22 protein-coding genes are annotated in these 25,641 nt (G+C 53.2%); 19 read left to right on the top strand and 3 right to left on the bottom strand.

All coding sequences use genetic code 11. The annotated features are described in order from the left end of the window. The 10 genes from HCH_RS26860 to radA all read left to right on the top strand — a co-directional run bounded on the left by HCH_RS26860 (position 1) and on the right by radA (position 15,557). Positions 1–615 (top strand): type 4a pilus biogenesis protein PilO, encoded by a 615-nt coding sequence (locus HCH_RS26860; protein ID WP_011399680.1) that lies wholly within the window; start codon positions 1–3, stop codon positions 613–615. Continuing rightward, the gene (locus tag HCH_RS26855; protein ID WP_011399679.1) at positions 615–1,157 is read left to right on the top strand and encodes a pilus assembly protein PilP; all 543 of its coding nucleotides are present in this window, start codon (positions 615–617) and stop codon (positions 1,155–1,157) included. Before HCH_RS26860 ends, HCH_RS26855 begins: the two co-directional genes overlap by 1 nt. Next, positions 1,157–3,364 (top strand): type IV pilus secretin PilQ, encoded by a 2,208-nt coding sequence (gene pilQ / locus HCH_RS26850; RefSeq protein WP_148212666.1) that lies wholly within the window; start codon positions 1,157–1,159, stop codon positions 3,362–3,364. The genes HCH_RS26855 and pilQ overlap by 1 nt, the downstream gene beginning before the upstream one ends. A gap of 89 nt (positions 3,365–3,453) precedes the next feature. Continuing rightward, positions 3,454–4,032, top strand: coding sequence for a shikimate kinase AroK (aroK, locus tag HCH_RS26845; RefSeq protein WP_011399677.1), 579 nt, complete (start codon positions 3,454–3,456; stop codon positions 4,030–4,032). 11 nt (positions 4,033–4,043) lie between these two features. Continuing rightward, positions 4,044–5,126 (top strand): 3-dehydroquinate synthase, encoded by a 1,083-nt coding sequence (aroB, locus tag HCH_RS26840; RefSeq protein ID WP_041599988.1) that lies wholly within the window; start codon positions 4,044–4,046, stop codon positions 5,124–5,126. 14 nt (positions 5,127–5,140) lie between these two features. Continuing rightward, positions 5,141–6,769, top strand: coding sequence for an AAA family ATPase (locus HCH_RS26835; RefSeq protein ID WP_011399675.1), 1,629 nt, complete (start codon positions 5,141–5,143; stop codon positions 6,767–6,769). 202 nt (positions 6,770–6,971) lie between these two features. Continuing rightward, a complete protein-coding gene (gltB, locus tag HCH_RS26830; protein WP_011399674.1) occupies positions 6,972–11,423 on the top strand; it encodes a glutamate synthase large subunit in 4,452 nt (1,483 codons plus the stop codon). Between the two features lie 123 nt (positions 11,424–11,546). Beyond that, complete coding sequence (locus HCH_RS26825; protein WP_011399673.1) at positions 11,547–12,965, top strand: FAD-dependent oxidoreductase; 1,419 nt, start codon at positions 11,547–11,549, stop codon at positions 12,963–12,965. A gap of 130 nt (positions 12,966–13,095) precedes the next feature. Continuing rightward, positions 13,096–14,166 carry a uroporphyrinogen decarboxylase gene (gene hemE, locus HCH_RS26820; protein WP_011399672.1) on the top strand — a complete coding sequence of 357 codons (1,071 nt, stop codon included), beginning with the start codon at positions 13,096–13,098 and terminating at the stop codon, positions 14,164–14,166. A gap of 32 nt (positions 14,167–14,198) precedes the next feature. Then, positions 14,199–15,557 carry a DNA repair protein RadA gene (gene radA / locus HCH_RS26815; RefSeq protein ID WP_011399671.1) on the top strand — a complete coding sequence of 453 codons (1,359 nt, stop codon included), beginning with the start codon at positions 14,199–14,201 and terminating at the stop codon, positions 15,555–15,557. Positions 15,558–15,566: 9 nt separating this feature from the next. Here the strand turns inward: radA and HCH_RS26810 are convergent, their stop codons facing one another. Together HCH_RS26810 and ettA are read right to left on the bottom strand one after the other, a co-directional pair. After that, the gene (locus tag HCH_RS26810) at positions 15,567–15,944 is read right to left on the bottom strand and encodes a PilZ domain-containing protein (protein WP_011399670.1); all 378 of its coding nucleotides are present in this window, start codon (positions 15,942–15,944) and stop codon (positions 15,567–15,569) included. Between the two features lie 104 nt (positions 15,945–16,048). Beyond that, a complete protein-coding gene (gene ettA / locus HCH_RS26805) occupies positions 16,049–17,710 on the bottom strand; it encodes an energy-dependent translational throttle protein EttA (protein ID WP_011399669.1) in 1,662 nt (553 codons plus the stop codon). Positions 17,711–18,095: 385 nt separating this feature from the next. Between ettA and glyA the strand changes: the two genes are divergently transcribed. Genes glyA through HCH_RS26760 form a run of 9 tightly spaced genes read left to right on the top strand, consistent with a single transcriptional unit; the run spans position 18,096 to position 25,393 of the window. Further along, a complete protein-coding gene (glyA, locus tag HCH_RS26800; protein ID WP_011399668.1) occupies positions 18,096–19,352 on the top strand; it encodes a serine hydroxymethyltransferase in 1,257 nt (418 codons plus the stop codon). Between the two features lie 57 nt (positions 19,353–19,409). After that, on the top strand, positions 19,410–19,922 hold the full coding sequence (gene nrdR / locus HCH_RS26795; protein ID WP_011399667.1) for a transcriptional regulator NrdR: 513 nt from the start codon (positions 19,410–19,412) through the stop codon (positions 19,920–19,922). Further along, positions 19,922–21,040 carry a bifunctional diaminohydroxyphosphoribosylaminopyrimidine deaminase/5-amino-6-(5-phosphoribosylamino)uracil reductase RibD gene (ribD, locus tag HCH_RS26790; RefSeq protein ID WP_041598961.1) on the top strand — a complete coding sequence of 373 codons (1,119 nt, stop codon included), beginning with the start codon at positions 19,922–19,924 and terminating at the stop codon, positions 21,038–21,040. The genes nrdR and ribD overlap by 1 nt, the downstream gene beginning before the upstream one ends. A 1-nt stretch (position 21,041) precedes the next feature. Continuing rightward, positions 21,042–21,710 carry a riboflavin synthase gene (locus HCH_RS26785; RefSeq protein ID WP_011399665.1) on the top strand — a complete coding sequence of 223 codons (669 nt, stop codon included), beginning with the start codon at positions 21,042–21,044 and terminating at the stop codon, positions 21,708–21,710. 48 nt (positions 21,711–21,758) lie between these two features. Beyond that, positions 21,759–22,895, top strand: a complete 1,137-nt coding sequence (gene ribBA / locus HCH_RS26780; RefSeq protein ID WP_011399664.1) for a bifunctional 3,4-dihydroxy-2-butanone-4-phosphate synthase/GTP cyclohydrolase II — start codon at positions 21,759–21,761, stop codon at positions 22,893–22,895. A 21-nt stretch (positions 22,896–22,916) separates the two neighbouring features. Further along, a complete protein-coding gene (gene ribE, locus HCH_RS26775; protein ID WP_011399663.1) occupies positions 22,917–23,393 on the top strand; it encodes a 6,7-dimethyl-8-ribityllumazine synthase in 477 nt (158 codons plus the stop codon). Positions 23,394–23,423: 30 nt separating this feature from the next. Next, positions 23,424–23,873, top strand: coding sequence for a transcription antitermination factor NusB (nusB, locus tag HCH_RS26770; protein WP_011399662.1), 450 nt, complete (start codon positions 23,424–23,426; stop codon positions 23,871–23,873). A gap of 30 nt (positions 23,874–23,903) precedes the next feature. Then, positions 23,904–24,881, top strand: a complete 978-nt coding sequence (gene thiL, locus HCH_RS26765; protein WP_011399661.1) for a thiamine-phosphate kinase — start codon at positions 23,904–23,906, stop codon at positions 24,879–24,881. Beyond that, entirely contained in the window at positions 24,878–25,393 is a 516-nt protein-coding gene (locus tag HCH_RS26760) for a phosphatidylglycerophosphatase A family protein (RefSeq protein ID WP_011399660.1), read from the top strand. Before thiL ends, HCH_RS26760 begins: the two co-directional genes overlap by 4 nt. Before the next feature lie 4 nt (positions 25,394–25,397). On the opposite strand, the gene HCH_RS26755 is transcribed toward HCH_RS26760, so the two are convergent. Continuing rightward, complete coding sequence (locus tag HCH_RS26755) at positions 25,398–25,628, bottom strand: DUF6316 family protein (protein WP_011399659.1); 231 nt, start codon at positions 25,626–25,628, stop codon at positions 25,398–25,400. Between the last annotated feature and the right edge of the window lie 13 nt (positions 25,629–25,641).

Below are 25,641 nucleotides of genomic sequence, written 5' to 3'. Positions count from 1 at the left end.
ATGAGCTTTGCTGACTCCCTTGAGAGTGTGAAAGGCTTCGACTTAAGTGATTTAGACTTTAATAATGCAGGGTCATGGCCTGCTCCGATTAAAATCATATGCTGTATTATCTTAATCTCCATAGTAATGGGCGCAGTATATTGGTTCGATATAAAGGACTTGGATCTAGAGTTGGAAACTAAACAAACAGAAGAAATTGACTTAAGAAAGCAGTTTGAGGGTAAGGCTGCTCAAGTTTCTAACTTGGAAGAATATAAAGCGCAAATGGTGGAAATGGAGAAAACGTTTGGTGATTTGCTAAAGCAGCTTCCGAGTGATACGGAGGTGCCTGGTTTGTTGGAAGATATATCCTCCATTGGTTCGCTAAGTGGGCTTGAGTTGTCATCAATTGATCTAAGGTCTGAAGTCTCTAAAGAGTTTTATGTGGAACTCCCGATTGATATCAAAGTGCAAGGGGGGTATCACGACTTAGCCTCTTTTGTCAGTGGCGTAGCAGGGCTTTCTAGAATTGTTACTCTTCATGATTTCACTATTAAGAGTGGTAAGGAGGGGGAGGCCTTGTCTATGGATATTCAGGCTAAAACTTATCGCTATAATGCTGGCGGAGCGAAGTAATGAAGAGGTTGATATTGATATCCGCTTTAATTGTGTTTTTTGGAGGGCTGAGCGGGTGCTCTTCAAGCGGAGGCTTTGATGATTTACAAGCCTTTGTTCAAGAGGTTAAAGCGAGACCTAAAAAACGTATTGAGCCGCTACCTGAGCCTAAGGCATATCAAGCATTTTCTTATAGTACAGCTAACCGGCGCTCGCCTTTTGCCCCGCCCCAGGAGCTAAAGTTGGCCCAAATTGAAGATAAGCCTAAAAGTAGTGTGAAGCCCGACTTAAATCGTCCCCCAGAGTTGCTTGAGAGCTTTGCCATTGGCTCTATGAGTATGGTGGGAACGATAAATAAAGACGGTGAGAATACTCTTTATGCTCTAGTGAATGATGGGCAAGGGGGAATTCACCGGGTAAGAAAGGGGCAGTATATGGGTAAAAATCATGGAAGGGTCGTTGCGATATCTGACGTTGGTATTGATATTGTAGAAATAGTTTCTGATGGGCAGGGCGGTTGGTTTGAACGGCCGAGGACCCTCGGGTTGAAGGAAGTGAATTAATGAAGGTATACCTTAGGCCATTTGAGAATCTTTTGGAGAAAACAATGACAGCGCGCATTTTTAGAGTCTGGTTGTCGTTACTAGCGCTAGGCATAAGCGGTTTGACCGGAGCAGCCAGTTTGACTGGAATTGAATTCGCCGCCCTTCCTGGGGATCGGACTGAGGTCAAATTGCATTTTGACTCTGTTCCTCCAGAACCTAAAGGGTACACAATTGAGCAGCCAGCACGAATCGCGTTAGATTTTGAAGGCATTACTAATGGCCTTTCAGAAAGAAATCATCAGCTTTCAAAAGGCAATACTCAAAGTGTGACTGTATTAGAAGCTACTGGGCGAACACGTATTATTGTAAATCTGCTCGAACTAGTTCCCTACACGACTGGAATAAACGGTAATACCCTTGTTCTTCAATTGGGGGTAAATTCTGGCCCTGGTGTTACCAGTTCGAGTTCTCAAGATTCCTCAGCGTCTACACTTACATCTACGTCAAGCTCTGCAACGGCCCAAGTCAATAATAGCTACTCTGGCAAGCCTTCAATATCGGAAATTGACTTCCTGAGAGGCGAGAAGGGCGATGGGCGTATTCTGATCACTCTTACCAACTCGAAAGTAAGCGTGGATATGTCTGAAGAGGCAGGAAATATCAGGCTGCAATTTGCCGGAGTAACGTTGCCAGCGAACTTGCAAAGAAGGCTGGACGTTACAGATTTTGCTACCCCAGTGAGAATAGTTGACTCCTACATGGAAGGGGGGGATACAGTTTTGGTTGTTAAGCCGACAGGTGACTACGATTACTTGGCTTATCAGGCTGATAATCAGTTCACTTTAGCTGTAGAGCCATTAACTGAAGATGAGTCAGAGCAACGTAGAAAAGAGAAATTCCCTTATACAGGGGAGAAGTTGTCACTTAACTTCCAAGACATTGAAGTGCGTTCTGTTCTGCAGTTGATTGCTGATTTTACTGGCCTTAACTTGGTTGCCAGTGACACTGTTGGAGGTCGTATTACGCTTAGATTGCAGAATGTTCCTTGGGATCAGGCTTTAGAGTTGATCCTTAAAACTAAAGGTCTTGACCAGCGTAAGGTCGGTAATGTCCTGTTAGTTGCTCCAGCAGAAGAAATTGCAGCGCGGGAAAAGCTGGAGCTTGAAGCAAGTAAGCAAGTGAAGGAGCTTGCTCCAGTTCGTTTAGAGGTTGTGCAGATTAATTACGCTAAGGCGAAAGATATTGTTAACTTATTGAAAGAAGATAAGGACTTAATCTCTACTAGAGGGTTTATATCTTCAGATGAAAGAACAAATACAATCAGTATTCGAGAAACTGCTGATAAAATTGGCCAGGTTCGGAGACTCATTCAGACTTGGGATATACCTGTAAGTCAGGTGCTCATTGAGGCTCGAATTGTTCGAGCTAGGTCCGACGCTGTTGAAGAGCTAGGTGTTCAGTGGGGGGGGACCCGTGTTGCAGGTAATGATGACTCTGGCCAGATTCTCATTGGTGGTGGAATGGAATCAAATATTGAAGCCAGTAATGAGATTGCTCGATTTAACACTGAGCTACTCAACAACCGCAATAGTGGAGACACCACTATCCCTGATGGCCCTACTTTGGCTACATTTCCTAGTGCATTGGCTGTTGATCTAGGGGTTACTAGAGCTAATACTAGCGGACTGGCGATCGGTTTTAGTAAAGGGTCAACATTGTTACAGATGGAGCTTTCAGCATTTGAGTCAGATGGTAAAGGGGAAATTGTCGCTCAACCTAAAATCGTAACTGCGGATAGGCAGACTGCTAGAATTGAGTCTGGAGAAGAGATCCCATATCAAGAAGCGTCGTCCAGTGGAGCCACATCAGTCTCCTTTAAGAAGGCTGTGCTGTCGTTAGAAGTAACTCCGCAGATTACGCCGGACGATAAAATTATTATGGATCTGGTTATTAACCAAGATTCTCGTGGCGTTGTAACCGCTAATATTCCTAGTATTGACACCAACGAGATCGAGACTCAAGTTTTGGTTGGTAACGGCGAAACAATAGTCTTGGGTGGAATTTTTACATCTGAGCAGTCTTCTACTGTGACAAAGACTCCGTTCCTGGGCGATATTCCCTATCTTGGTAGGTTGTTCAGAAAGACTGAAAATGTAAATGAACGCTCTGAGTTGCTGGTGTTCATCACCCCCAAACTAATCACTAACGGCCTGATCGAAAATTAAGGTTAAGTGACGAGATAAAAAGCCGCCGCAGGGCGGCTTTTTTGTGCCTGTTCGCCAGCAAAAGTGGAGGGGGACGGGATTGGCGTGATATGCTCCGCTACCGTGGCGTATCAATATGGACTGTTCGGGTGAAAGCGAAGAAGAATGTCGTTCTGGTGGGCCCTATGGGGACCGGTAAAACTACAATCGGCAAGTTGCTCGCGAAAGAGCTTCAGTTTGAGTTTGTAGACTCTGATCGTGAAATCGAGGCCCGCTGCGGCGCTGATATCCCCTGGATATTCGATGTGGAAGGCGAGGTTGGCTTTCGTGGGCGTGAAAAGAGCGTTATTGCTGACCTTTCGCAGCGAGATGCGGTCGTCATTGCGACGGGAGGCGGCGCTGTTGTAGATCCTGACAATCAGATCGCATTGAAAGAAAACGGCTTCATCGTTTATCTCCATACCTCCGTAGAGCAGCAATATCAGCGCACTCGGAAAGACCGCAAAAGACCTTTGTTGCGTAGTGAAGACCCTCTCAGTGTGCTGAAGAAACTAATGTCAGTACGCGAGCCAATATACAGATCCATAGCTGACCTGATTATCAGTACCGATAGTAAGCGTCCCAAAGGAGTCGTGCGGGATATTGTGAAAACACTTCGGGCATCACGTGAGGAAACTGTCGAGCGATGAAACAGATGACTATGGAAACCCTTCAGGTCGAGCTAGGCGACCGTAGCTACCCAATCTACATCGGAGCAGGCTTGCTGAAGGTATCGAGCTATTTTACGGACGCCATTAGGCGCAAGCAGGTGATGATCGTCACCAATGAAACGATCGCTCCTCTTTATTTGGCGCAGCTTGAGGCCAGTCTTGAAGGCTTTCAAGTTGACAAGACGATCTTGGAAGATGGTGAGCAGTTCAAGAATCTGGACTCACTGAATAACATCTTTGACCATCTGCTAACCCAGAAACATAACCGTACTACAACGCTTATCGCCCTTGGCGGTGGCGTGATCGGCGATATGACCGGCTTCGCCGCCGCTTGCTATCAGCGAGGGGTGGACTTTATTCAGGTCCCTACCACTTTATTATCGCAGGTGGATTCTTCGGTTGGCGGCAAAACCGGCGTGAATCATCCGCAGGGTAAAAATATGATAGGCGCCTTCTACCAGCCGAGAGCAGTGGTTATTGACACAGACACGCTCAAAACCCTCCCGGCGGCGGAAGTGTCAGCGGGCCTGGCGGAAGTTATTAAGTATGGTCTTATTTACGATCAGGCGTTTTTTAGCTGGCTGGAAGAGAATATTGACCTGATTAAGGAGCTCGACGCTGCCGCCATTACCCACGCCATTAAGCGTTCCTGTGAAATTAAAGCGGAAGTGGTCGCTGCAGATGAGACAGAGCAGGGGCTACGCGCCATATTGAACCTCGGCCATACCTTCGGACATGCTATTGAAGCTTACACCCACTACAAAGAGTGGTTGCATGGCGAAGCGGTAGCCGTAGGAATGTTGATGGCGGCGGATTTATCGCGTCGTATGGGAAGACTGAATGAGCAGGATTGCGAGCGAATTACAAAATTGATCAGTCGTGCGGATTTGCCTGTCCGTCCCCCAGTGAGTATGACGAAAGGCGATTTTATCCGTTATATGGCTATCGATAAAAAAGTGCTGGATGGGCAGTTGCGCCTGGTGCTGTTGGAGTCGCTGGGACGGGCTGATGTGACTGCTGACTTCCCTGCGGACATGCTGCAGGAAACCTTGGCGCTTTTCACCACTCATTAGTTGTTCGAACTTTGATGCAAGAAACAGGCGTACAGCAGGAGCCAGCGTTTGCGTTAGACGTATGGCGTGAGGTCTATGGCGTAGACGGCGACCCTTTTGACGGCCGTCGCGCTGATCTGCTGCAAGTGGGGCGTTATGGCGAGGTTATTGAAAACCTGCGCCATCTGATTCATTTTGCGGAACGCATTGTCGCCCTGACCGCCCCGAAAGGAGGTGGTAAGTCTTTACTGCTAAAACGCCTGATTGAGCTGGAAGGCGAAGCGCTTAGAATTGTGCTGTTGAAGCCGGGTCTGTTGGAAGGCGCCGAGGCGCTTGTTATACAGTTGGCGACGGGCCTTGAACTGCCAACGGCTGAAAGTAACCTCTCCACTAAGGTTTTACTGGCGGAAATAATGCAGAGCTGCGAGAGAAGCTTTGCGTCAGGCCTGCGCACCCTTTTTATTATTGACGACGCTCATGAGCTGTCAGATGAATCTCTTGAGCTGCTTGTCACACGCTTCAACCCCGAACAATCCGGAGCCTTCGGCTTATTGTTGGTGGGGCAGCTACAGATCACTCAGCAGCTTGCCCGCGCCTGCGGCGCGCGGGGGACTTCCGTGCAGTATGTCGGCGTTCCGCCGCTGGACCTTAGCGATACTTCTCGTTATTTGAATGAGAAGCTCCGTGCGGCCGGGTGGAGTGGTGGTGAAGGAGAAATACCACCTGCGGTAGTGGGTAAATTATACCAACTAAGCAAGGGCATACCGGGACGAATTGATCGCCTTGCAGGGTCTCTGCTTCTCTCCGCTGAGGCGGCGAAGCCAAAAAGAAGCTTTAGTTCTTCTACTAAGTTGTATCAGCTGGTTTCCGGCTTTTTGTTGGCGATATTTGTGGGCGGCGTTGGCTTTATTGCGTGGCGCTACGAGGCGGCGCCCAAGGTGGAAAGCGCCACTGCAGACGCTTCCAGGGTGACAATAAAGCTCCCAGCGCCGGAACCAGAAGTCGAAGCCCCTGTTATCCACACCGAAACTCCCGTCGAGCCAGTCGCTGATGTGTTCGACGAGTTGCCGCCAGAATCAGAGAGCGGCGCGAAGCCAGAAGATGCGGCTGCTCAGACTCAGAAAGTTGAGAAAGAGGCGAATCAAACGGTGGTGGTTGCTGCGGCCCCTGCAAAGACGCCAGTAGAGAAGGTTAGTGCGGATGTCGAGAGCAAGTATTCTGATCCAGCACTGCCGGCAGCTGTTCTAAAAGAGCTGGCGCCAGTGGAGGAGCCTGAATCCTTCACTCAGATTGCGGCGAAGAAAAACCCTTCTAAAGTCAAGCCATTGGAAAATAATGTCCCTACTGCAGAGGTTGTGGACGACTTGGACCACTATTTCCGCACTAATGAATGGCTTCAGTCACAGGCGTCGACAGCCTGGACAATCCAGCTGTTGGGCAGTTTGCATAAAGAGTCGGTGCAAACCTTCCTGCGACGGGAGGGAGACACTCAGGATTTTTACGTCAAATCCCTGTATCAAGGGAAAGACTGGTATGTCGTATTACGCGGCGTTTACCCTTCCATTGAGCAAGCCAAAGAAGCGCTCGCCCAGCTCCCCCAACCTTTGGTTGAGCAGGGGGCGTGGGTGCGCAGTATTTCCGGTTTGCAAGGCTTGGTCAAATAAGGATCGAGACTTTTTCTCTCTTACCTCTGTTATAAGCACAAACCTTTAGGTATTTTTACTAATTAACAAATCTCTTTAGATTTGAGCTAAGGCCTGTCCGTGTGTATTATGGGCGGCCCATTTTTGCCTATCAAAAGCTGCTTGGTTTTGATTTCTTTCAGGCAAGCTTTTGATTCGTAAGGATTTAAGTGAGAGAAAGCATATGAAGACAGGTCTGTATCAACCAGGTGAGTTCAAAGATAACTGTGGTTTTGGTTTGATCGCCCATATGAATGGGCAAGCCAGCCATGATCTGCTGCGCACCGCTATTGAGTCCCTCACATGCATGACTCATCGAGGTGGTATCGCTGCGGATGGCAAAACCGGCGACGGTTGTGGGTTACTGATACAAAAGCCTGATTCCTTTCTGAGGGCGATAGCCAAAGAAAGCTTTAATATTGAGTTAGGCGCGAATTACGCGGTAGGCATGTTGTTCCTGAATCAGGACGACGCTATGGCGAAAGCCGCCCGCGAGCGCTTGGAGTCCGCGCTGGCCGAACAAGGCGTAAAAACCCTCGGATGGCGTTTGGTTCCTACGAATACGGAATGTCTAGGGCCTATGGCTCTGGATTGTTTGCCCGTTATTGAACAAATATTTGTTGAAGCCCCGAAAGGGGTTAATGAGCATGAGTTCGCAGTCAAGCTGTACATCGCCCGTAGAATGGCGGAAAACGCCCTGGCTGAAGATAAAGAGTTCTACATCTGTAGCTTGTCGAGCCAAGTGCTTTCTTACAAAGGGCTGATGATGCCCGTCGATCTGCCAAATTTTTATCTGGACCTTGGCGATGTGCGCTTGGAAACCGCTATTTGCGTATTCCATCAACGCTTTTCAACCAATACGGCCCCGCGTTGGCCATTGGCGCAGCCTTTCCGGTATCTGGCGCACAATGGCGAAATCAACACTATTGACGGTAACCGTAACTGGGCGATGGCGCGGGCGAGTAAATTCAAGTCGCCGCATCTGCCTGATCTGGAAGCATTGCAACCGATTGTGAACCGCATTGGCTCAGACTCTTCCTCCATGGACAACATGTTAGAGGTCTTGCTAGCCGGCGGTGTTAATCTCTTCCGCGCCGTTCGTATGATGATCCCGCCAGCGTGGCAGAACGTGGACACCATGGACCCGGATTTGCGCGCGTTTTATGAATACAACTCCATGCATATGGAGCCCTGGGATGGACCTGCCGGCGTCGTGTTGACGGACGGTCGTTACGCGGTCTGTCTGCTGGACCGGAACGGGTTGCGTCCAGCACGCTGGGTCATCACCAAGAATGGCTATATCACGCTTGCTTCAGAAGTGGGCACTTATGGATATAAATCTGAGGATGTCGTCGCCAAAGGGCGCGTCGGGCCGGGACAAATTCTGGCTGTAGACACCCATACTGGTGAAGTGCTGCATACTCAGGACGTGGACAATCGTCTGAAATCGGCGCATCCCTATAAAAAGTGGTTACGCGAAAACGCACTGCGTGTGGAAACCAAACTTAATCAGCAGACGCCTGAATTCACGCTGATGGAAAAGGAAAACCTGCATGAATACATGAAAATGTTCATGGTTTCCTTTGAAGAGCGCGATCAGGTGTTGCGTCCGCTGGCTGAATCCGGCCAGGAAGCGGTTGGCTCTATGGGAGACGATGCGCCGATGGCGGTACTGTCCACCCGCATTCGTTCTGTTGCGGACTATTTCCGCCAGAAATTCGCCCAGGTGACCAACCCGCCGATTGATCCGTTGCGGGAAACCATCGTCATGTCACTGGAGACCTGCCTGGGCGCTGAACGTAACGTATTTCAGGAAACGGCTCAGCACGCCAACCGTATTATCCTGAGTACGCCTGTGTTGTCGCCAGCCAAGTTTTTCCGAATCGCCAACCTGCAGCGAGAAGGTTTCTCGGTAGAGAAAATCAAGTTGTCGTACCGTCCGGAGCTGGGGCTGAAGCAAGCGATTGAAGCGGTGGCGGACCAGGCGGAAAATGCGGCGCGCAACGGCAGAGTGCTGTTGATTCTGAGCGATAATGGCATCAATCAGGGCGAACTGCCGATCAACGCCTTCATGGCGACAGGCGCGGTGCATCACAGGTTGGTGAATAAAGGCCTGCGTTGCGACGCTAATATCATCGTGGAAACAGCATGGGCGAGGGACCCGCATCATTTTGCCGTGCTGTTTGGTTTCGGCGCTACGGCGGTCTATCCATACCTGTCATATCAAGTGCTTAATGACCTGATTAATACGGGTGAAGTGCTGATCGATCCTATCGAAGCCAAGAACAACTATCGCAAAGGCATCAACAAGGGATTGTTGAAAATACTCTCCAAGATGGGAATTTCGACAATCGCGTCCTATCGCGGCGCGCAGTTGTTTGAAGCAGTGGGGCTGGCGGATGACGTCGTAGACCTGTGCTTCTGTGGCGTTTCCAGCCGCATCCAGGGCGCCTCTTTCTATGATTTCCAGGCGGAGCAGACAGAATTGGCCAAAATGGCCTGGGCCAAGCGCAAGCCAATACTGCAGGGCGGCCTGCTGAAATTCGTCCATGGCGGCGAATATCACGCTTATAACCCGGACGTAGTGGGTGCGCTACAGAAGGCTGTGCGCGAAGGCGACTACGGCGTTTATCAGGAATATGCGTCCTATGTTAACGGTCGGGCGCCGATGACACTGCGCGATCTTTTCAAAATCTCTGATAAGGTCAAGCCGATTTCGATTGATGAAGTTGAGCCGCTGGAAAACATACTTCCAAGGTTTGATTCCGCCGCCATGTCCATTGGAGCATTGTCCCCAGAGGCGCACGAAGCGCTGGCGGTTGCGATGAACCGTCTGGGCGGCCGCTCCAACTCAGGCGAAGGCGGGGAAGACCCTGCTCGTTATGGCACGGAAAAACGCTCCAAGATCAAGCAGGTGGCTTCAGGTCGCTTTGGCGTGACGCCTCACTACCTGGTCAGTGCGGATGTACTGCAGATCAAAGTGGCGCAAGGCGCCAAGCCCGGCGAAGGCGGGCAGCTTCCGGGCGGGAAGGTTAACCAGCTAATCGCGCGCCTGCGCTACGCCGTCCCGGGCGTGACCTTGATTTCTCCACCGCCGCATCATGATATCTACTCGATCGAAGATTTGGCGCAGTTGATTTTCGACTTGAAACAGGTCAATCCCGAAGCGCTGGTGTCGGTCAAGCTGGTGTCTGAACCTGGCGTCGGCACTATCGCGGCGGGCGTGGCCAAAGCCTACGCGGACTTAATTACGATTTCGGGATACGATGGCGGCACAGGGGCCAGCCCGCTGACGTCCATCAAATATGCGGGCTCTCCATGGGAGCTGGGGCTCTCCGAAGCGCATCAGGCGCTACGCGCCAACGATCTGCGCGGCAACGTGCGCCTACAGACGGACGGTGGCTTGAAGACCGGTCTGGATGTTGTGAAAGCTGCTATTCTGGGGGCGGAAAGCTTTGGTTTCGGCACAGGACCCATGGTGGCGCTGGGATGTAAATATCTGCGTATCTGCCACCTGAACAATTGCGCTACTGGCGTGGCGACGCAGAATAAAGATCTGCGCGACAAGCATTTTCAGGGCACAGTGGAAATGGCGATCAACTACTTTAAGTTCGTCGCGACTGAGACTCGTGAGTGGATGGCCAAGCTGGGCGTTCGTTCCTTGGAGGAGCTGGTTGGCCGTACGGATTTGCTGGAGATCTTACCAGGCGCGACGGCCAAGCAGCGCAACCTGGACTTGACGCCCATGCTGAGCAACGACGCCATACCTGCGGACAAGCCGCACACCTGTCAGGCCGAGCGTAATGCGCCATACGATAAAGGCCGTTTGGCGGAAGAGATGGTGCAGGCGGCGTTACCGGCTATCGAGGCCAATAGTGGCGGTGAGTATGAGTTTCATGTCACCAACTGCGACCGCTCCATCGGCGCTCGTTTGTCCGGCGAGATCGCCAGGCGACATGGCAACCAGGGTATGGCGGAAAAGCCTCTTGTGTTTCGGTTGACCGGAACTGCCGGACAAAGCTTCGGCGTGTGGAACGCCGGCGGCCTGCACATGCATCTGGAGGGCGACGCCAACGATTATGTGGGCAAAGGCATGACGGGCGGTAAGCTGACTATTCGCCCGCCGCAGAATAGCTCTTTTGCATCTCAGGAAACTTCGATTATCGGCAACACCTGCCTATACGGCGCCACTGGCGGTAAGTTGTTCGCCGCAGGCGTGGCGGGCGAGCGCTTTGGCGTGCGTAACTCCGGCGCCTATGCGGTCGTGGAAGGGGTGGGCGATCATTGCTGCGAATACATGACCGGCGGCATGGTGACGGTGCTAGGGAAAACTGGCTATAACTTTGGCGCGGGCATGACCGGTGGGTTTGCTTATGTTCTCGACCTGGAGAATCGCTTCGTCGACCGCTATAACCATGAGCTGGTGGAGATCCACCGTATCACCAGCGAAGCCATGGAGGCGTACCGCAACTATCTGCGCGACGTCATTGACGAGCACGTCCGGGAAACCGGTAGCGCCTGGGCGGAAAACATGCTGGATAACTTCGATGACTATGTAGGGCGATTCTGGTTGGTGAAACCCAAAGCCGCCAGCCTTGCATCGTTAATGGACAGCACTCGGGCCCGGCCTGAGTAATAAATCGGGGCTGTTAAGTTTAGTCGGAGTTCCCGGCGCAAGAGGGCTGCGAGTTCGCGCCTTGGGCGTACGCGCCGGGTCCAGAAACAGATTTTTTGTATACAGTTTAGAGGTTTAGACGCAATGGCGGAGAGACTGAGCAATAACTTTCAGTTCCTCGATGTGGGACGGCAAGATCCTGAAAAGGTTCCGGTTGGGCGTCGTAAGAAGCAGTTTAGAGAAATCTATAAGCCCTTTAAGGAAGAGGAAGTCAAAAATCAGGCGCATCGTTGCCTGGAGTGCGGCAACCCCTATTGTGAATGGAAATGCCCGGTGCATAACTACATTCCCAATTGGCTAAAGCTGGCGTCAGAAGGCAATATCATGGCGGCGGTTGAGCTCAGCCACCAGACTAACACCCTGCCGGAAGTGTGCGGGCGGGTATGTCCTCAGGACAGGCTGTGCGAAGGCGCCTGTACGCTGAATGACGGCTTTGGCGCTGTAACGATCGGTTCGACCGAGAAATATATTACGGATACGGCGCTGGCGCTGGGCTGGAAGCCGGATATGTCCAAGGTGGCCATGACCGATAAGCGGGTCGCTATTATCGGTGCCGGACCCGCTGGTTTAGGCTGTGCGGATGTCTTGATTCGTAATGGCGTGAAGCCTGTTGTATTTGATCGCTACCCGGAAATTGGCGGGCTGCTGACCTTCGGTATTCCAGAGTTCAAGCTGGAAAAAGAGGTTATGGTGCGTCGCCGCAAGCTGTTTGAGGAGATGGGGATCGAGTTCCGTCTGAATACGGATGTGGGGAAAGACGTGGCGTTTGCGGACTTGTTGAATGAATTCGACGCCGTCTTCCTGGGAATGGGAACCTACAACTATATGAAAGGCGGTTTCCCAGGCGAGGAATTGCCTGGCGTTTACGATGCGCTCCCGTACCTGATCTCCAACGTCAACCGTTGCCTGGGATATGAAAAGGCGCCGGAAGACTTTGTCGACATGCAAGGCAAGCGGGTGGTGGTCCTCGGCGGTGGCGACACCGCGATGGACTGTAACCGGACGGCGATTCGTCAAAAAGCCAAGTCAGTGACTTGCGCCTATCGCCGTGATGAGGCCAACATGCCAGGTTCCCGCAAGGAAGTGGCCAATGCGAAAGAAGAGGGCGTCAAGTTCCTGTTCAACCGTCAACCTGTCGCCATCATTGGCGATGAGCGGGTGGAGGGCGTGAAAGTGGTGCAGACTCGCCTGGGCGAACCGGACGAAAATGGCCGTCGCCGTCCTGAGGTGGTGGCGGGAAGCGAAGAGATATTGCCGGCGGATGCGGTGCTGATCGCGTTCGGCTTCCGTCCCAGCCCTTCGCCCTGGTTTCAGGAGTTCGGTATTGACGTCGACAACGGCGGACGGGTCATCGCGCCGGAGCAGCAGCAATACAAATTCCAGACCACTAACCCGAAAGTGTTCTCCGGCGGAGATATGGTGCGCGGCTCCGACCTGGTGGTCACCGCTATTTGGGAAGGCAGACAGGCGGGAGAAGGCATTCTCGATTATCTGGAAGTATGACGCTGTGAAGTGATTGAATAACAATCAAAAAGCTTCAGACGTATAAAAAGGCATGGTTTTCCATGCCTTTTTTGTTGGGGGCGAACGTGGTATATGTGCTGCTCCCAAATTCTCGAACCCTGGAGACGTCATGTCAGAACTGAAGAACGATCGATTTTTACGCGCATTGATGAGACAGCCGGTGGATGTTACGCCGGTGTGGATGATGCGCCAGGCCGGACGTTACTTGCCTGAATATCGGGCTTCCAGGGCTCGTGCAGGCAGCTTCATGGACCTGTGTAAAAATGCGGAATTCGCCTGTGAAGTCACGCTTCAGCCACTGGAGCGTTTTGAGCTTGATGCGGCGATTCTTTTTTCTGACATCCTCACTATTCCTGACGCCATGGGGCTGGGCTTGTACTTCGAAACTGGAGAAGGTCCCCGTTTCAAAAAGACAGTAAGAACGGAAGCGGACGTCAATGCTCTGCATATGCCAGACGCGGACACAGATCTGGGCTATGTCATGAACGCCGTGCGCACCATTCGCCGGGAGTTGAACGGCCGCGTTCCCCTGATCGGCTTTTCCGGTAGTCCCTGGACCCTGGCTACTTATATGGTGGAAGGTGGTTCAAGCAAGGACTTCCGTGAAATCAAAAAGCTTGCATACGGACAACCGGAGTTGTTGCACTTGTTGCTGGATAAACTGGCGGATTCCGTCGCCGACTACCTGAATGCGCAAATTCGGGCTGGCGCGCAAGCCGTGCAGATTTTTGATACCTGGGGCGGGGCTCTGACTGCGGCGGGGTACCTTGAGTTTTCGCTGGCCTATATGAAAAAGATCGTGTCGAAATTGCAGCGGGAAGCGGACGGACGCCCTGTACCGGTGATTCTGTTCACCAAAAATGGCGGCCAATGGCTGGAGCATATTGCAGACGCCGGCGCTGATGCGCTAGGGCTCGACTGGACGACGGAAATCAGCGAGGCCAGAAGGCGAGTGGGCGACCGGGTTTCTTTGCAAGGTAATATGGACCCGGCTGCGCTATATGCGCCCCCTGCTGCTATTCGGGATCAGGTCTCGCGCATTCTGGCCAGCTTTGGTTCTGGCTCCGGCCATGTCTTCAACCTGGGGCACGGCATCACACCTGACGTGGACCCAGAGCACGCCAAAGTCTTTATCGACGCTGTTCATGAGCTGAGCGCCCCTTATCATCAGAATGCTTGAGCAGGCATGGCGTTAATGGAGTACAGGTAGGAATGGCGAAAAAACAGACCAGTTACGTCTGCACGGAATGTGGCGCGGATTACCGCAAATGGATGGGGCAATGCATTCAATGCGGCGCCTGGAATACGGTCAGTGAGTTCCGTGAAAGCCGTGCGCCGGTGAAAAGCGCCGCTCGTAGCGGTTTTACCGGGCAACGGGCGCAAATTCAGTCGTTGGAGGATGTGGAGCTGGTCGACTTGCCGCGAACCTCCACGCTCAGTCCGGAGTTTGACCGGGTGCTGGGCGGCGGCATTGTTCCGGGGTCGGTAGTACTGATAGGCGGTCATCCCGGTGCGGGCAAGAGCACCCTGCTGCTGCAAACAACCTGTCGACTGGCGGAGCGCCACAAAATTCTCTACGTCACCGGCGAAGAATCCATTCAGCAGATCGCCATGCGCGCCCGCCGCCTGCAGCTTAACAGCCACGGCATGCAAGTGATGTCGGAGACGGATGTGGAAACTGTCCTCGACACTGCGCGTGAACAGCAACCAAATATCCTCGTCATTGACAGTATTCAGGTTATGCACGTCGCTGAGCTGCAATCCGCGCCTGGCAGTGTGGCGCAGGTGCGCGAAGCCGCTGCGGCGCTGACCCGCTTCGCCAAGCAGTCCGGCGTCGCCCTGCTGATCGTCGGCCATGTCACCAAAGATGGCTCTTTGGCGGGGCCCAAAGTGCTTGAGCATATGATCGACGCCTCTATCATGCTGGAAGGTAACGAAGATAGCCGTTTCCGGACATTGCGCGCGATCAAGAACCGCTTTGGCGCCGTGAATGAATTAGGCGTTTTCGCCATGATGGAGACGGGACTCAAAGACGTTAAAAACCCCAGCGCTATTTTCCTTAATCGTGAGGGTCACACCGCTGCGGGCAGCGTTGTGACCGTCGCCTGGGAAGGCACCCGACCATTGCTGGTGGAAATTCAGGCGTTGGTGGACCAAGGCTTCGGCGCGGCCCCCAGACGTTTGGCGATAGGCTCGGACCCTCAACGTCTGGCTCTGCTATTGGCGGTCTTGCATCGTCACGGGGGCTTGCATGTGGGGGATCAGGATGTGTTCATTAACGTGGTGGGGGGGGTGAAAATCGCCGAAACCAGTGCGGATTTGGCGGTGTTGATGGCGATTTCCTCAAGCTTCAAGGATCGGGCGGCGCCAAGCGATTGGGTGGTGTTTGGCGAGGTGGGCCTGTCAGGAGAAATCCGTCCGGTCAGCAGTGGGCAGGAGCGCGTTGTCGAGGCGGCCAAACATGGATTCACCAAGGCGATTGTTCCCAAGTCTAACACACCCAAGAAAGCCCCCGAAGGCATGCAGGTGATAGGCGTATCCCGCCTGCAAGAGGCGCTGGAATTGCTTTAGCGCGCGGCGTTACACCGTTTCGATCAGTGCGGCGAGCTCTCTTTCCAGCAATGCGGAGCTGCCTAGATTCAACTCCACCAAGCGTCTCAATGTTGAGGCGCTGTCCAGGTCCATATGCTCACAGGAAAAACCCAAATGGCCTTTTTCTGTGTGCCGCAAATGCCCGCTAAAACTAATCAAGTGTTCCGCGCCCAAATTGACGCGAAGCTCAAACGGAGAGTTGGCGTCAGCTTTATCCCAGTCTGCTGGTTCATGCACCAGTGCGCCGCGAAAAGAGATATCCAATAGCTGACTGATCCAGCTGCGGTTGCTTTGTTGAATAGTCACCTCCGCATCAAAAGATATACGCTGAAAACGGCGGCGATCGGAAGAAGTCGTGGGCGACATAGTTTTTATTCCCTGTAGCGATACCTAAACTATAGTCGCTTCATGGGAGAACTTCACGTTGGGGGAGAGGACGGAGCGTAGGCCCCGTCCGGGAAGAAAGGCTATCAGGCCAGGCGCTTGTATTTCATGCGCTGAGGCACAGCGGCGCTTTCGCCGACGCGTTTTTTGTAGTCTTCGTCGTACTCGGAGAAGTTGCCTTCGAACCAGACCACTTCACTGTCGCCTTCGAAAGCCAGGATGTGGGTGGCGATACGGTCAAGGAACCAGCGATCGTGCGAGATGACAATGGCGCAGCCTGGGAAGGCCAGCAAGGCTTCCTCAAGCGCTCGCAGGGTCTCGACGTCCAGATCGTTAGTCGGTTCGTCCAGTAGCAATACGTTGCCGCCCTGTTTGAGCAGCTTGGCCAGGAACAAGCGATTACGCTCGCCGCCAGACAATTCTTTGACCCGCTTTTGCTGCTCGCCGCCTCTGAAATTGAAGCGGGAAAGATAGGCGCGGGAAGGGGTGCGGTAAGAGCCCACTTCAATCATGTCCTGACCGTCGCTGACTTCTTCCCATACGGTTTTGCTGTCATCCAGCTCCCGCATTTGTCCAACGTAGGAAAGCTGCACCGTGTCGCCAAGGCGAATGGCTCCAGACTCGGGTTGCTCCATGCCTGCGATCAGCTTGAACAGCGTGGATTTACCCGCGCCGTTGCCGCCGATGACGCCGACAATACTGCCCGGGGGCACATTGAAGCTCAGGTTGTCGAACAACAGTTTGTCGCCGAAGCGTTTCTTGACGTCATTGACTTCAATGACGATATCCCCCAAACGCGGCCCGGGGGGGATGTATATTTCGTTGGTTTCATTACGGGATTGAAAGTCTTGCGAAGAGAGTTCTTCGAAGCGGGACAGACGCGCTTTACTCTTGGCGTGACGGCCTTTCGGATTACTGCGTACCCAGTCCAGTTCCGATTTGATCGTTTTCTGACGAGCTGCTTCGGTTTTTTCTTCCTGTTCAAGGCGCTTTTCCTTGGCTTCCAGCCACTGGCTGTAGTTGCCCTCAAAAGGAATGCCGCGACCGCGGTCCAGCTCGAGAATCCAGCCGGCGACATTGTCCAGGAAGTAACGGTCGTGGGTGATCGCCACGACGGTGCCAGGATATTCGTGCAGGAAGCGCTCCAGCCAGGCGACGCTTTCTGCGTCCAAATGGTTGGTAGGTTCGTCCAGCAGCAACATATCCGGTTTGGACAGCAGCAGTTTGCATAGGGCGACGCGGCGGCGCTCGCCTCCTGACAGGGTGCTCACCTTCGCGTCCCAGGGCGGCAGACGCAACGCATCGGCGGCGACTTCCAGGGTGCGCTCCAGATTGTGACCATCGGTGGTTTGTAGCAGCGCTTCCAGTTTAGCCTGTTCTGCGGCCAGGGCGTCGAAGTCGGCGTCCGGCTCCGCATAAGCGGCGTACACTTCGTCCAGGCGGGTCATGGCGTTCTTGATTTCTGCGACCGCCTCTTCGACGTTGCCGCGCACATCTTTGCTTTCATCCAATTGCGGCTCCTGAGGCAGGTAGCCGACATTGATGCCGGGCTGCGGACGCGCTTCGCCGATAATGTCGGTATCCACCCCGGCCATAATACGCAATAGGGTGGACTTACCTGAGCCATTCAGACCCAGAACGCCGATTTTGGCGCCTGGGAAGAAGCTGAGAGAAATGTCCTTAAGAATTTCTCGCTTCGGGGGGACCACTTTGCCCACCCGATTCATGGTGTACACGTACTGTGCCATGAGATTGAAACCTATATCTTTGATTTGATAGTGAAAACGAAAGCGTTCGCCTGCGTTAAGCCGTTTATGGAAATAATTCTGAGACTCCATCTGTCCAACGAGTGACGGCTGGAAACTACGGGGGCCTGTTTGGACATTGCGTAAAGTCCGGCCGCAAGCGTCTGGGCGAATGGAATGGTACTGTGAATGGCCGTTTAAGTTAGCTGAAATCGTTGTCTTTGGCAAACGGGTAGCGGTTTTGCGGGAGCTTTGATCCGTCTGCTCCGACAAGCAGTAAAATGGGGTGAAGAGCAGGGGATAATCGATTAAAATAGCGGCTTTTCTCACCGCCGTACGCTGACTTCACGAAACTACGGTACTCACTTCCTAGAGATAGAGGCGACAGATGTTTACGCGTGACATGACCATCGCAAGTTTTGATCCTGATCTTTGGACCGCCATGCAAGGTGAAACCCAGCGTCAGGAAGAGCACATAGAGCTGATTGCATCTGAAAACTACACCAGTCCACGCGTTATGGAAGCCCAGGGCTCCGCGCTTACCAACAAGTATGCGGAAGGTTATCCCAACAAGCGCTATTACGGCGGTTGTGAATATGTTGATGTGGTTGAGCAACTGGCTATCGACCGCGCCAAAGAGCTGTTCGGCGCTGATTACGCCAACGTGCAGCCGCATTCTGGCTCTCAGGCGAACGCAGCGGTATACATGGCGCTTTGCAAACCCGGCGATGTGATTCTTGGCATGAGTCTGGCCCATGGCGGCCACTTGACGCACGGCGCCTCCGTCAGCTTTTCTGGGCGTATCTACAAAGCGGTGCAGTACGGCTTGAATCCAGAAACCGGTGAGATTGATTACGAAGAAGTCGCCAAGCTGGCGCGCGAAAATAAGCCCAAGATGATCGTGGCGGGCTTTTCTGCATACTCGCGAGTCATTGATTGGGAACGCTTCCGCGCTATCGCGGATGAAGTGGGCGCATACTTGTTTGTCGATATGGCCCATATCGCCGGTTTGGTGGCGGCGGGCGTATATCCCAGCCCAGTTCAGATCGCAGACGTCACTACGACTACGACTCACAAAACCTTAGGCGGCCCCCGCGGCGGTCTGATTCTCGCTAAAGCCAACGAAGAGTTGGAAAAGAAACTGAACTTCGCAGTCTTCCCAGAAAGTCAGGGTGGTCCTTTGATGCATGTGATCGCTGCGAAAGCGGTTTGCTTCAAAGAAGCGATGACTGACGAATTCAAGCAATATCAGGCGCAAGTAGTTAAAAACGCCCGGGTTATGGCGGACACTTTTATTCAGCGCGGATATGACATTGTTTCCGGTGGTACGGACGACCATTTGTTCCTGGTCGACCTGATCAAGAAAGATATCACCGGGAAAGATGCTGACGCAGCATTGGGACGCGCCAACATTACTGTGAATAAAAACGCGGTGCCTAATGATCCTCGCTCACCATTCGTCACCAGCGGCTTACGCATTGGTACGCCTGCTATTACCCGTCGCGGCATGGGCGAAGTAGAAGCCAAAGAGCTGACAGATTGGATCTGCGACGTGCTGGACGATATCGAAAACGAAGAGACGATCCAGCGCGTTAAGCAGCAAGTACTGGAGCTGTGCAAAAAGTTCCCAGTATACAAAGGATAAATAAAGCGCTCCCTGCGGGGAGCATTTGCTTTTTTGGACACAGGATTTTGGTGATATATGCATTGCCCGTTTTGCAGCGCTGCGGACACAAAGGTAATTGACTCCCGCTTGGTCGCCGATGGCAGCCAAGTGCGCCGCCGCCGCGAGTGCGTCTCTTGCTCCGAACGCTTTACTACCTACGAAGCGGCGGAGCTGGTAATGCCCAGAGTCGTGAAACAAGACGGCACCCGTGAGCCTTTTGACGAAGATAAGCTGCGGGCGGGCTTCCTGAAAGCATTGGAAAAGCGCCCGGTGAGCATGGAGGAAATTGAAGCGGCTGTGGATCGCATCAAATTCCGTCTGCGCGCGACAGGGGAGAGGGAGCTTAATTCCAGAGTGATTGGCGAAGAGGTGATGTCTGAACTGCGTGAGCTGGACCAGGTCGCCTTTGTCCGTTTCGCCTCTGTCTATCGTCGTTTTCAGGACCTTGACGAGTTCCGCGCTGAGATAGATAAGCTCTCTCGCGACGCCGCCGCATCTCCTATGATGTCAGAAAAAGCTTCCAACAAAGACGACGTTCCCACCAAGTAATGACCATTTCCACGCAGGACTATGTTTACATGGCTCGTGCTTTGCGTTTAGCGGAGCGTGGTTTGTACACAACGGACCCCAATCCCAGAGTGGGCTGCGTTTTGGTGAAGGAGGGCGTGATTGTCGGCGAAGGCTGGCATGAACGCGCAGGAGAAGGGCATGCGGAGGTTAACGCTTTACGTGCAGCAGGCGAGTCGGCGCGAGGCGCTGATTGTTATGTGACATTGGAGCCATGCAGCCACTACGGTCGCACGCCGCCATGTGCGGAAGCGCTGGTTAAAGCGGGTGTGCGTCGGGTCATTGCTGCGATGGAAGACCCTAACCCAAGTGTCGCCGGCAAAGGGCTGGCGTTGCTGCGAGGGGCTGGCGTCGAGTCTGAAGTGGGGTGTATGGCGGCGGAAGCCTATGAGCTCAATCTGGGCTTCTTTAAACGTATGAGTGATGGCCGCCCCTGGGTGCGGGTAAAAGTCGCAAGTAGTCTGGATGGAAGATCGGCCCTTCACAACGGCGTCAGTAAATGGATTACCGGCGCCGCAGCGCGGGAAGATGTTCAAAAGTTGCGCGCACGCAGCTCAGCGGTCATTACGGGTATCGGTACGATTATCGCGGATAACCCTTCTCTGAATGTTCGAGGCCCGGAACTGGAGCAGGCTTGTAACGGCAAGTTGAGACAGCCCATGCGTGTGGCGCTGGACTCCCAATTACGGTTTCCTGCCGATAGCAACATGCTCAAACTGCCAGGAAAAATATTGCTGGTTGCGTGTACCGATCCCTCTGAAGGCTGGTTAGCTCAACGCCAGAGTAGCGGGGCAGACTTGGAGGTGTTGAAGCTCGCTGGCGAGAATGGTCGGATTGACCTTAAAGCACTGCTTTCCACTTTAGCGGCCAGAGAGTGCAACGAAGTGCTGGTTGAAGCTGGCGCGAACTTAGCAGGCGCTTTTGTCGCACAAGGGCTTGCGGATGAGATCTGGACTTATACCGCTCCGAAGTTAATGGGAGAAGGGCGGCCGGCGTTTGTCTTGCCCCGCTATGAGCAAATGGATCAAGTTATAACTTTGAAATTGAACGACGTCCGTCAGGTTGGCGATGATGTGCGCATGATCTGGAGGAAGGAGTGATATGTTTACCGGGCTGGTAGAAGAAGTGGGCGTTGTAAACGCTATTCGCCAACAGAGTGGCGATTGGGTGCTGGAAATAGGCGCCACCGGAAGTTTTATGGAGGGGGTTCGTCTGGGAGACAGTATTGCGGTAAACGGAGTATGCCTGACGGTGACAGCGATGAGTGGAAAAAGCTTTCGAGCCGACGTGTCCCGGGAAACTTCAGCCCATACTTCCATCGCTGCGTGGCGCGCAGGCGTAAGGGTGAACCTGGAAAAAGCGTTGCAGCTGAGTGCGCGATTAGGGGGACATTTTGTGTCTGGGCATGTAGATGGCGTCGGTGAGCTGCTTTCGAAACAGGAAGATGCGCGCTCTCTGCGTTTGGCGATTCGAGCGCCGGAAGAGTTGCTGCGCTATATCGCCGCCAAGGGCTCGATTACAGTCGATGGAGTTAGCCTCACAGTGAATGATGTTGCTGGGTCCGAGATGAGCCTGAACATTGTGCCGCACACTGCGTATGCAACAACTCTTGGGGGGCTGAAGGTCGGAAGCCTGGTGCACTTGGAAGTGGACCTGCTTGCCCGCTACACCGAACGATTACTGTTTTGCGCTTCCGCTGCAAAGAGCGACGCGAAGACGTCTACAATAAGTAAAGAATTTCTGGCGCAACACGGCTTTTATAAATCCTAAAAGTTGCAGGCGCCGGTGCTGATGTGAGTACGATATTTGAGGCTGAGTATGCAGCTTAACAGCGTAGAAGAACTGATACAGGATATCCGCCAGGGCAAAATGGTCATTCTGATGGATGATGAGGATCGCGAAAATGAGGGCGATCTCATCATGGCTGCGGAAATGGTGCGTCCAGAAGATATCAACTTCATGGCGAAGCACGCCAGAGGCTTGATTTGTCTTCCCATGACTCGGGAGCGCTGCCAGTATCTTGGCTTGAATCCTATGGTGAACGCCAACAATGCGCAGTTCGCCACTGCGTTCACCGTTTCCATTGAGGCGGCGGAGGGCGTTACTACTGGTATTTCCGCAGCGGATCGCGCGCATACCATTCGCGTCGCGGTAGGGCGCAACACCAAACCGACGGACTTGGTGCAGCCAGGCCATATCTTTCCCCTCACCGCCCAGCCTGGTGGCGTGCTGAGTCGTGCGGGTCATACCGAAGCGGGCTGTGATCTGGCGCGTTTGGCTGGCTGTGAGCCCGCAGCGGTAATCGTCGAAATTATGAATGAAGATGGTACCATGGCGCGCCGCCCGGAGTTGGAGGCGTTTGCTCGTGAGCACAGTCTCAAAATTGGCACTATCGCCGACCTGATACATTATCGCGCCACAACAGAGCAGACTATTGAGCGTCTGGAGGAAAATGAATTGCCGACAGAGTACGGTAACTTCAAGTTAGTGACGTACAAAGACACGATTCAGGAAAATATCCATTTGGCGCTGGTGATGGGCGAGCCAAGCCCTGATAAGCCCGTACTGGTTCGGGTTCACTTCGCCGACGTATTGAAAGATCTGTTTGGCGCCATACGCCCGGGCTCTGAGAGCTGGCCTATTGGTAAGGCGCTGGCGAAGGTGGCTGAAGAAGGCGAGGGCGTGGTGATCCTGCTGGACAGTGAAAGTGGCGAGCAGGATATCAGCGAGAGAGTTCATGATTTCTTTAAGCCCAAGAAGAAGCGGTCGGGCAATGTGTCTCCGGTTTCCGGGGCGTATCTGACTATTGGGACGGGGTCCCAGATTTTAAGGGATCTTGGCGTCGGTAAAATGCGCGTAATGAGTGCGCCGATGAAGTTTAGCGCGTTGTCCGGTTTCGATCTGGAAGTAGTGGAATATGTCCCCTTCTGTGGCGAAGCTGTGTCAGCGAATTAGAGTTAAGTTTGGAGAGAAGATATGACGGTCAAGGTGGTAGAAGGCGATTTCTTGCAAGGGGCGTCTGCGAAGTACGCCATTGTTGTAGGGAGATTTAACAGCTTTGTAGTGGAGAGCTTGCTGGAAGGCGCACTGGACGCTTTGCGTCGTCATGGCGTTGCGGAAAGTCAAATCACGGTATATAGAGCGCCAGGAGCCTTCGAAATTCCTTTGCTGGCGCAGCAAGTCGCTGTACGCACCAAGCCTGATGCAGTGATCGCTCTGGGTGCGGTGATTCGTGGCGGCACGCCTCATTTTGAGTATGTAGCTGGCGAATGCGCCAAAGGTCTGGGTCAGGTTTCCTTGCAGTCGGGCATCCCTGTCGCATTCGGCGTGCTGACAGTGGATAGCATTGAGCAAGCTATTGAACGGTCAGGCACTAAGGCTGGCAACAAAGGGGCGGAAGCCGCGCTGTCAGCGTTGGAAATGGTCGGACTACTACAGCAGGTAGGTGAATAAGTGAGCGAACAACCGTCTTCAGGGCGCCCCATGTCCAAGGCGATGGAAAAGCGTCGCGCCGCCCGTAAACTGGCGTTGCAGGCGCTTTACCAATGGCGCGTCGCCGGCGCCTCCATATCTCAGATCGAAGCGGAATTCGCCGTGGATAACGATCTGCAACAAGTGGACAGGGATTTGTTCAAGGCGGTTTTATACGGCGTGCCTTCCAGCGTGAGCGAACTTGACGCCTTACTGCAGCCATTCGTTGATCGTAAACTCACGGATGTGGACCCGGTGGAATTAAGCTTGATCCGGATGGGAGCTTTTGAATTGCGCTCGCGTATCGAAGTGCCCTATCGCGTGGTTATTAACGAAGCAGTTGAGTTAGCCAAGCAGTTTGGCGGTACGGATGGGCACAAGTTCGTCAACAGCGTCCTGGATAAGCTGGCGCCGCAATTGCGGCAGGCGGAAGTGGCCGCCGCTAAAAGTAAGAAGAAGTAAACTGAGCGGATATTGTAGGTAGAGCGGCTAATGGGAGAGTTCGAACTTATATCGCGCTATTTCCATGCGCCTTTCGCCAACTTCCCCAATGTTGGGCGTCTTATTGAGACGGGAATTGGGGATGATTGCGCTGTTTTGACCCCTCTAAGCGGTCGTCTCGTAATTTCTACCGATACTTGCGTGTCCGGCGCCCACTTTCCTGTGGATACTTCTGCGGAAATGGTCGCCGCCCGTAGCCTTGGCTCAAGCGTTAGCGATTTGGCTGCGATGGGGGCCGAGCCTGTCGGGTTTACTCTGGCGCTGACTCTGCCGACTATCAATGAGGCGTGGCTGCAGGCTTTTGGCTCTCAACTGTATGAGTCAGCCCTGGCGTGGAGAATTCCTCTCATCGGCGGAGATACGACGAAAGGGCCTCTTGCCGTCACCGTTACCGTATTGGGGCGCGTTCAAGATCAATGCCTATATCGCCACGGAGCCGCCCCCGGAGAGGATGTCTGGGTCTCCGGCTCTCTCGGAGACGCCGCCGCCGCTTTGTCCTTGCTGGGGCGACCTGACGCCTCGTTAACTCCTATAGAGCGGTGGCTATACCAACGCTATGCAAGCCCACAGCCTCGTTTGAGGTTGGGAAGTATGTTAAGGGGGATTGCGACAGCGGCTATTGATATTTCCGATGGACTGATTGCCGATTTGGCGCATATCTGTTCCGCCTCCAATTGTGGTGCGCTTATAGAAGAAGGCGCGATACCGCTGTCTCCTGCTTTGTTGGCGACTTTTTCTAAAGAAGAAGCTTTAAATTGCGCCCTTGAGGGAGGGGATGATTACGAACTCTGCTTTACGGCTCCGCAATCTACTCGCGACCTTATCCAATCATTGTCCGCCGATGTTGCGTTGAGTCGTATCGGAACTCTGCGGAAAGAGTCGGGGGTTTCAATGCAAAGGCGTGGAGAAGAGATAAGGTTAATGACAAAAGGCGGCTATGACCACTTTAAAGAGAGTTCTGTAACGTGACGTTGACCACCCGCGCTGAATCTTCCTTTACGCCGCCTGTTATGGCGACGCTGAAATCTCCAACGCACTTGCTCGCCGCCGGTTTGGGTTCTGGACTGGCGCCATGGGCCCCTGGAACTTTTGGCTCTGCGTTGGCGGTGCTCATTTATATGGCGTTCTTGGCGCATATGGGGCCATGGCTGCAACTGTCCGTTATCTTTGTTTCCGCGCTGTTGGGTGTTTATTTATGCGGTAGAACCGCCAGTGACTGGGGCGTGCATGACCACAAGGCCATTGTATGGGATGAGTTTGTCGGGCAGTGGATTGCGTTGTTCCTGTTACCTTGGAATAGTTGGTTCGTCATATTGGCTTTTGTTTATTTTCGGCTATTTGATATCTGGAAGCCGTGGCCTATTCGATGGTGCGATCGTCATATTCATGGAGGTAAAGGAATCATGCTCGACGACCTTCTGGCTGGCGTCATGGCATTGGCGGCGACGCAACTGACAGCCTACTGCGTCGCGTTACTTTAGCGCCTCAATAGATTCTGTGAGCTCGCATCACTCTGGCGGCTTGGCCTTCGCCAGGTAGAAGCTGGGCAACCTTCAGGAAACGTCGCAGTCCTTCTTCCGCACGTTCCTTGGCGGCGTAAGGACCACTGTCAAAGCCTTCTCGAGTAGAGAAGTACCACTTGTCGCCGACAGCGAAGAAGCGGTCGCTGCGAAACGGAGTCAAGCCGTCTTCACCTCTTCTGTTGGTCGTATCCATATAAAATCCCTCT

Origin of the sequence: Hahella chejuensis KCTC 2396, from assembly GCF_000012985.1 — a bacterium.
Classification (GTDB): Bacteria; Pseudomonadota; Gammaproteobacteria; order Pseudomonadales; family Oleiphilaceae; genus Hahella; species Hahella chejuensis.
This window is presented reverse-complemented; position numbering and strand designations above follow the sequence as displayed.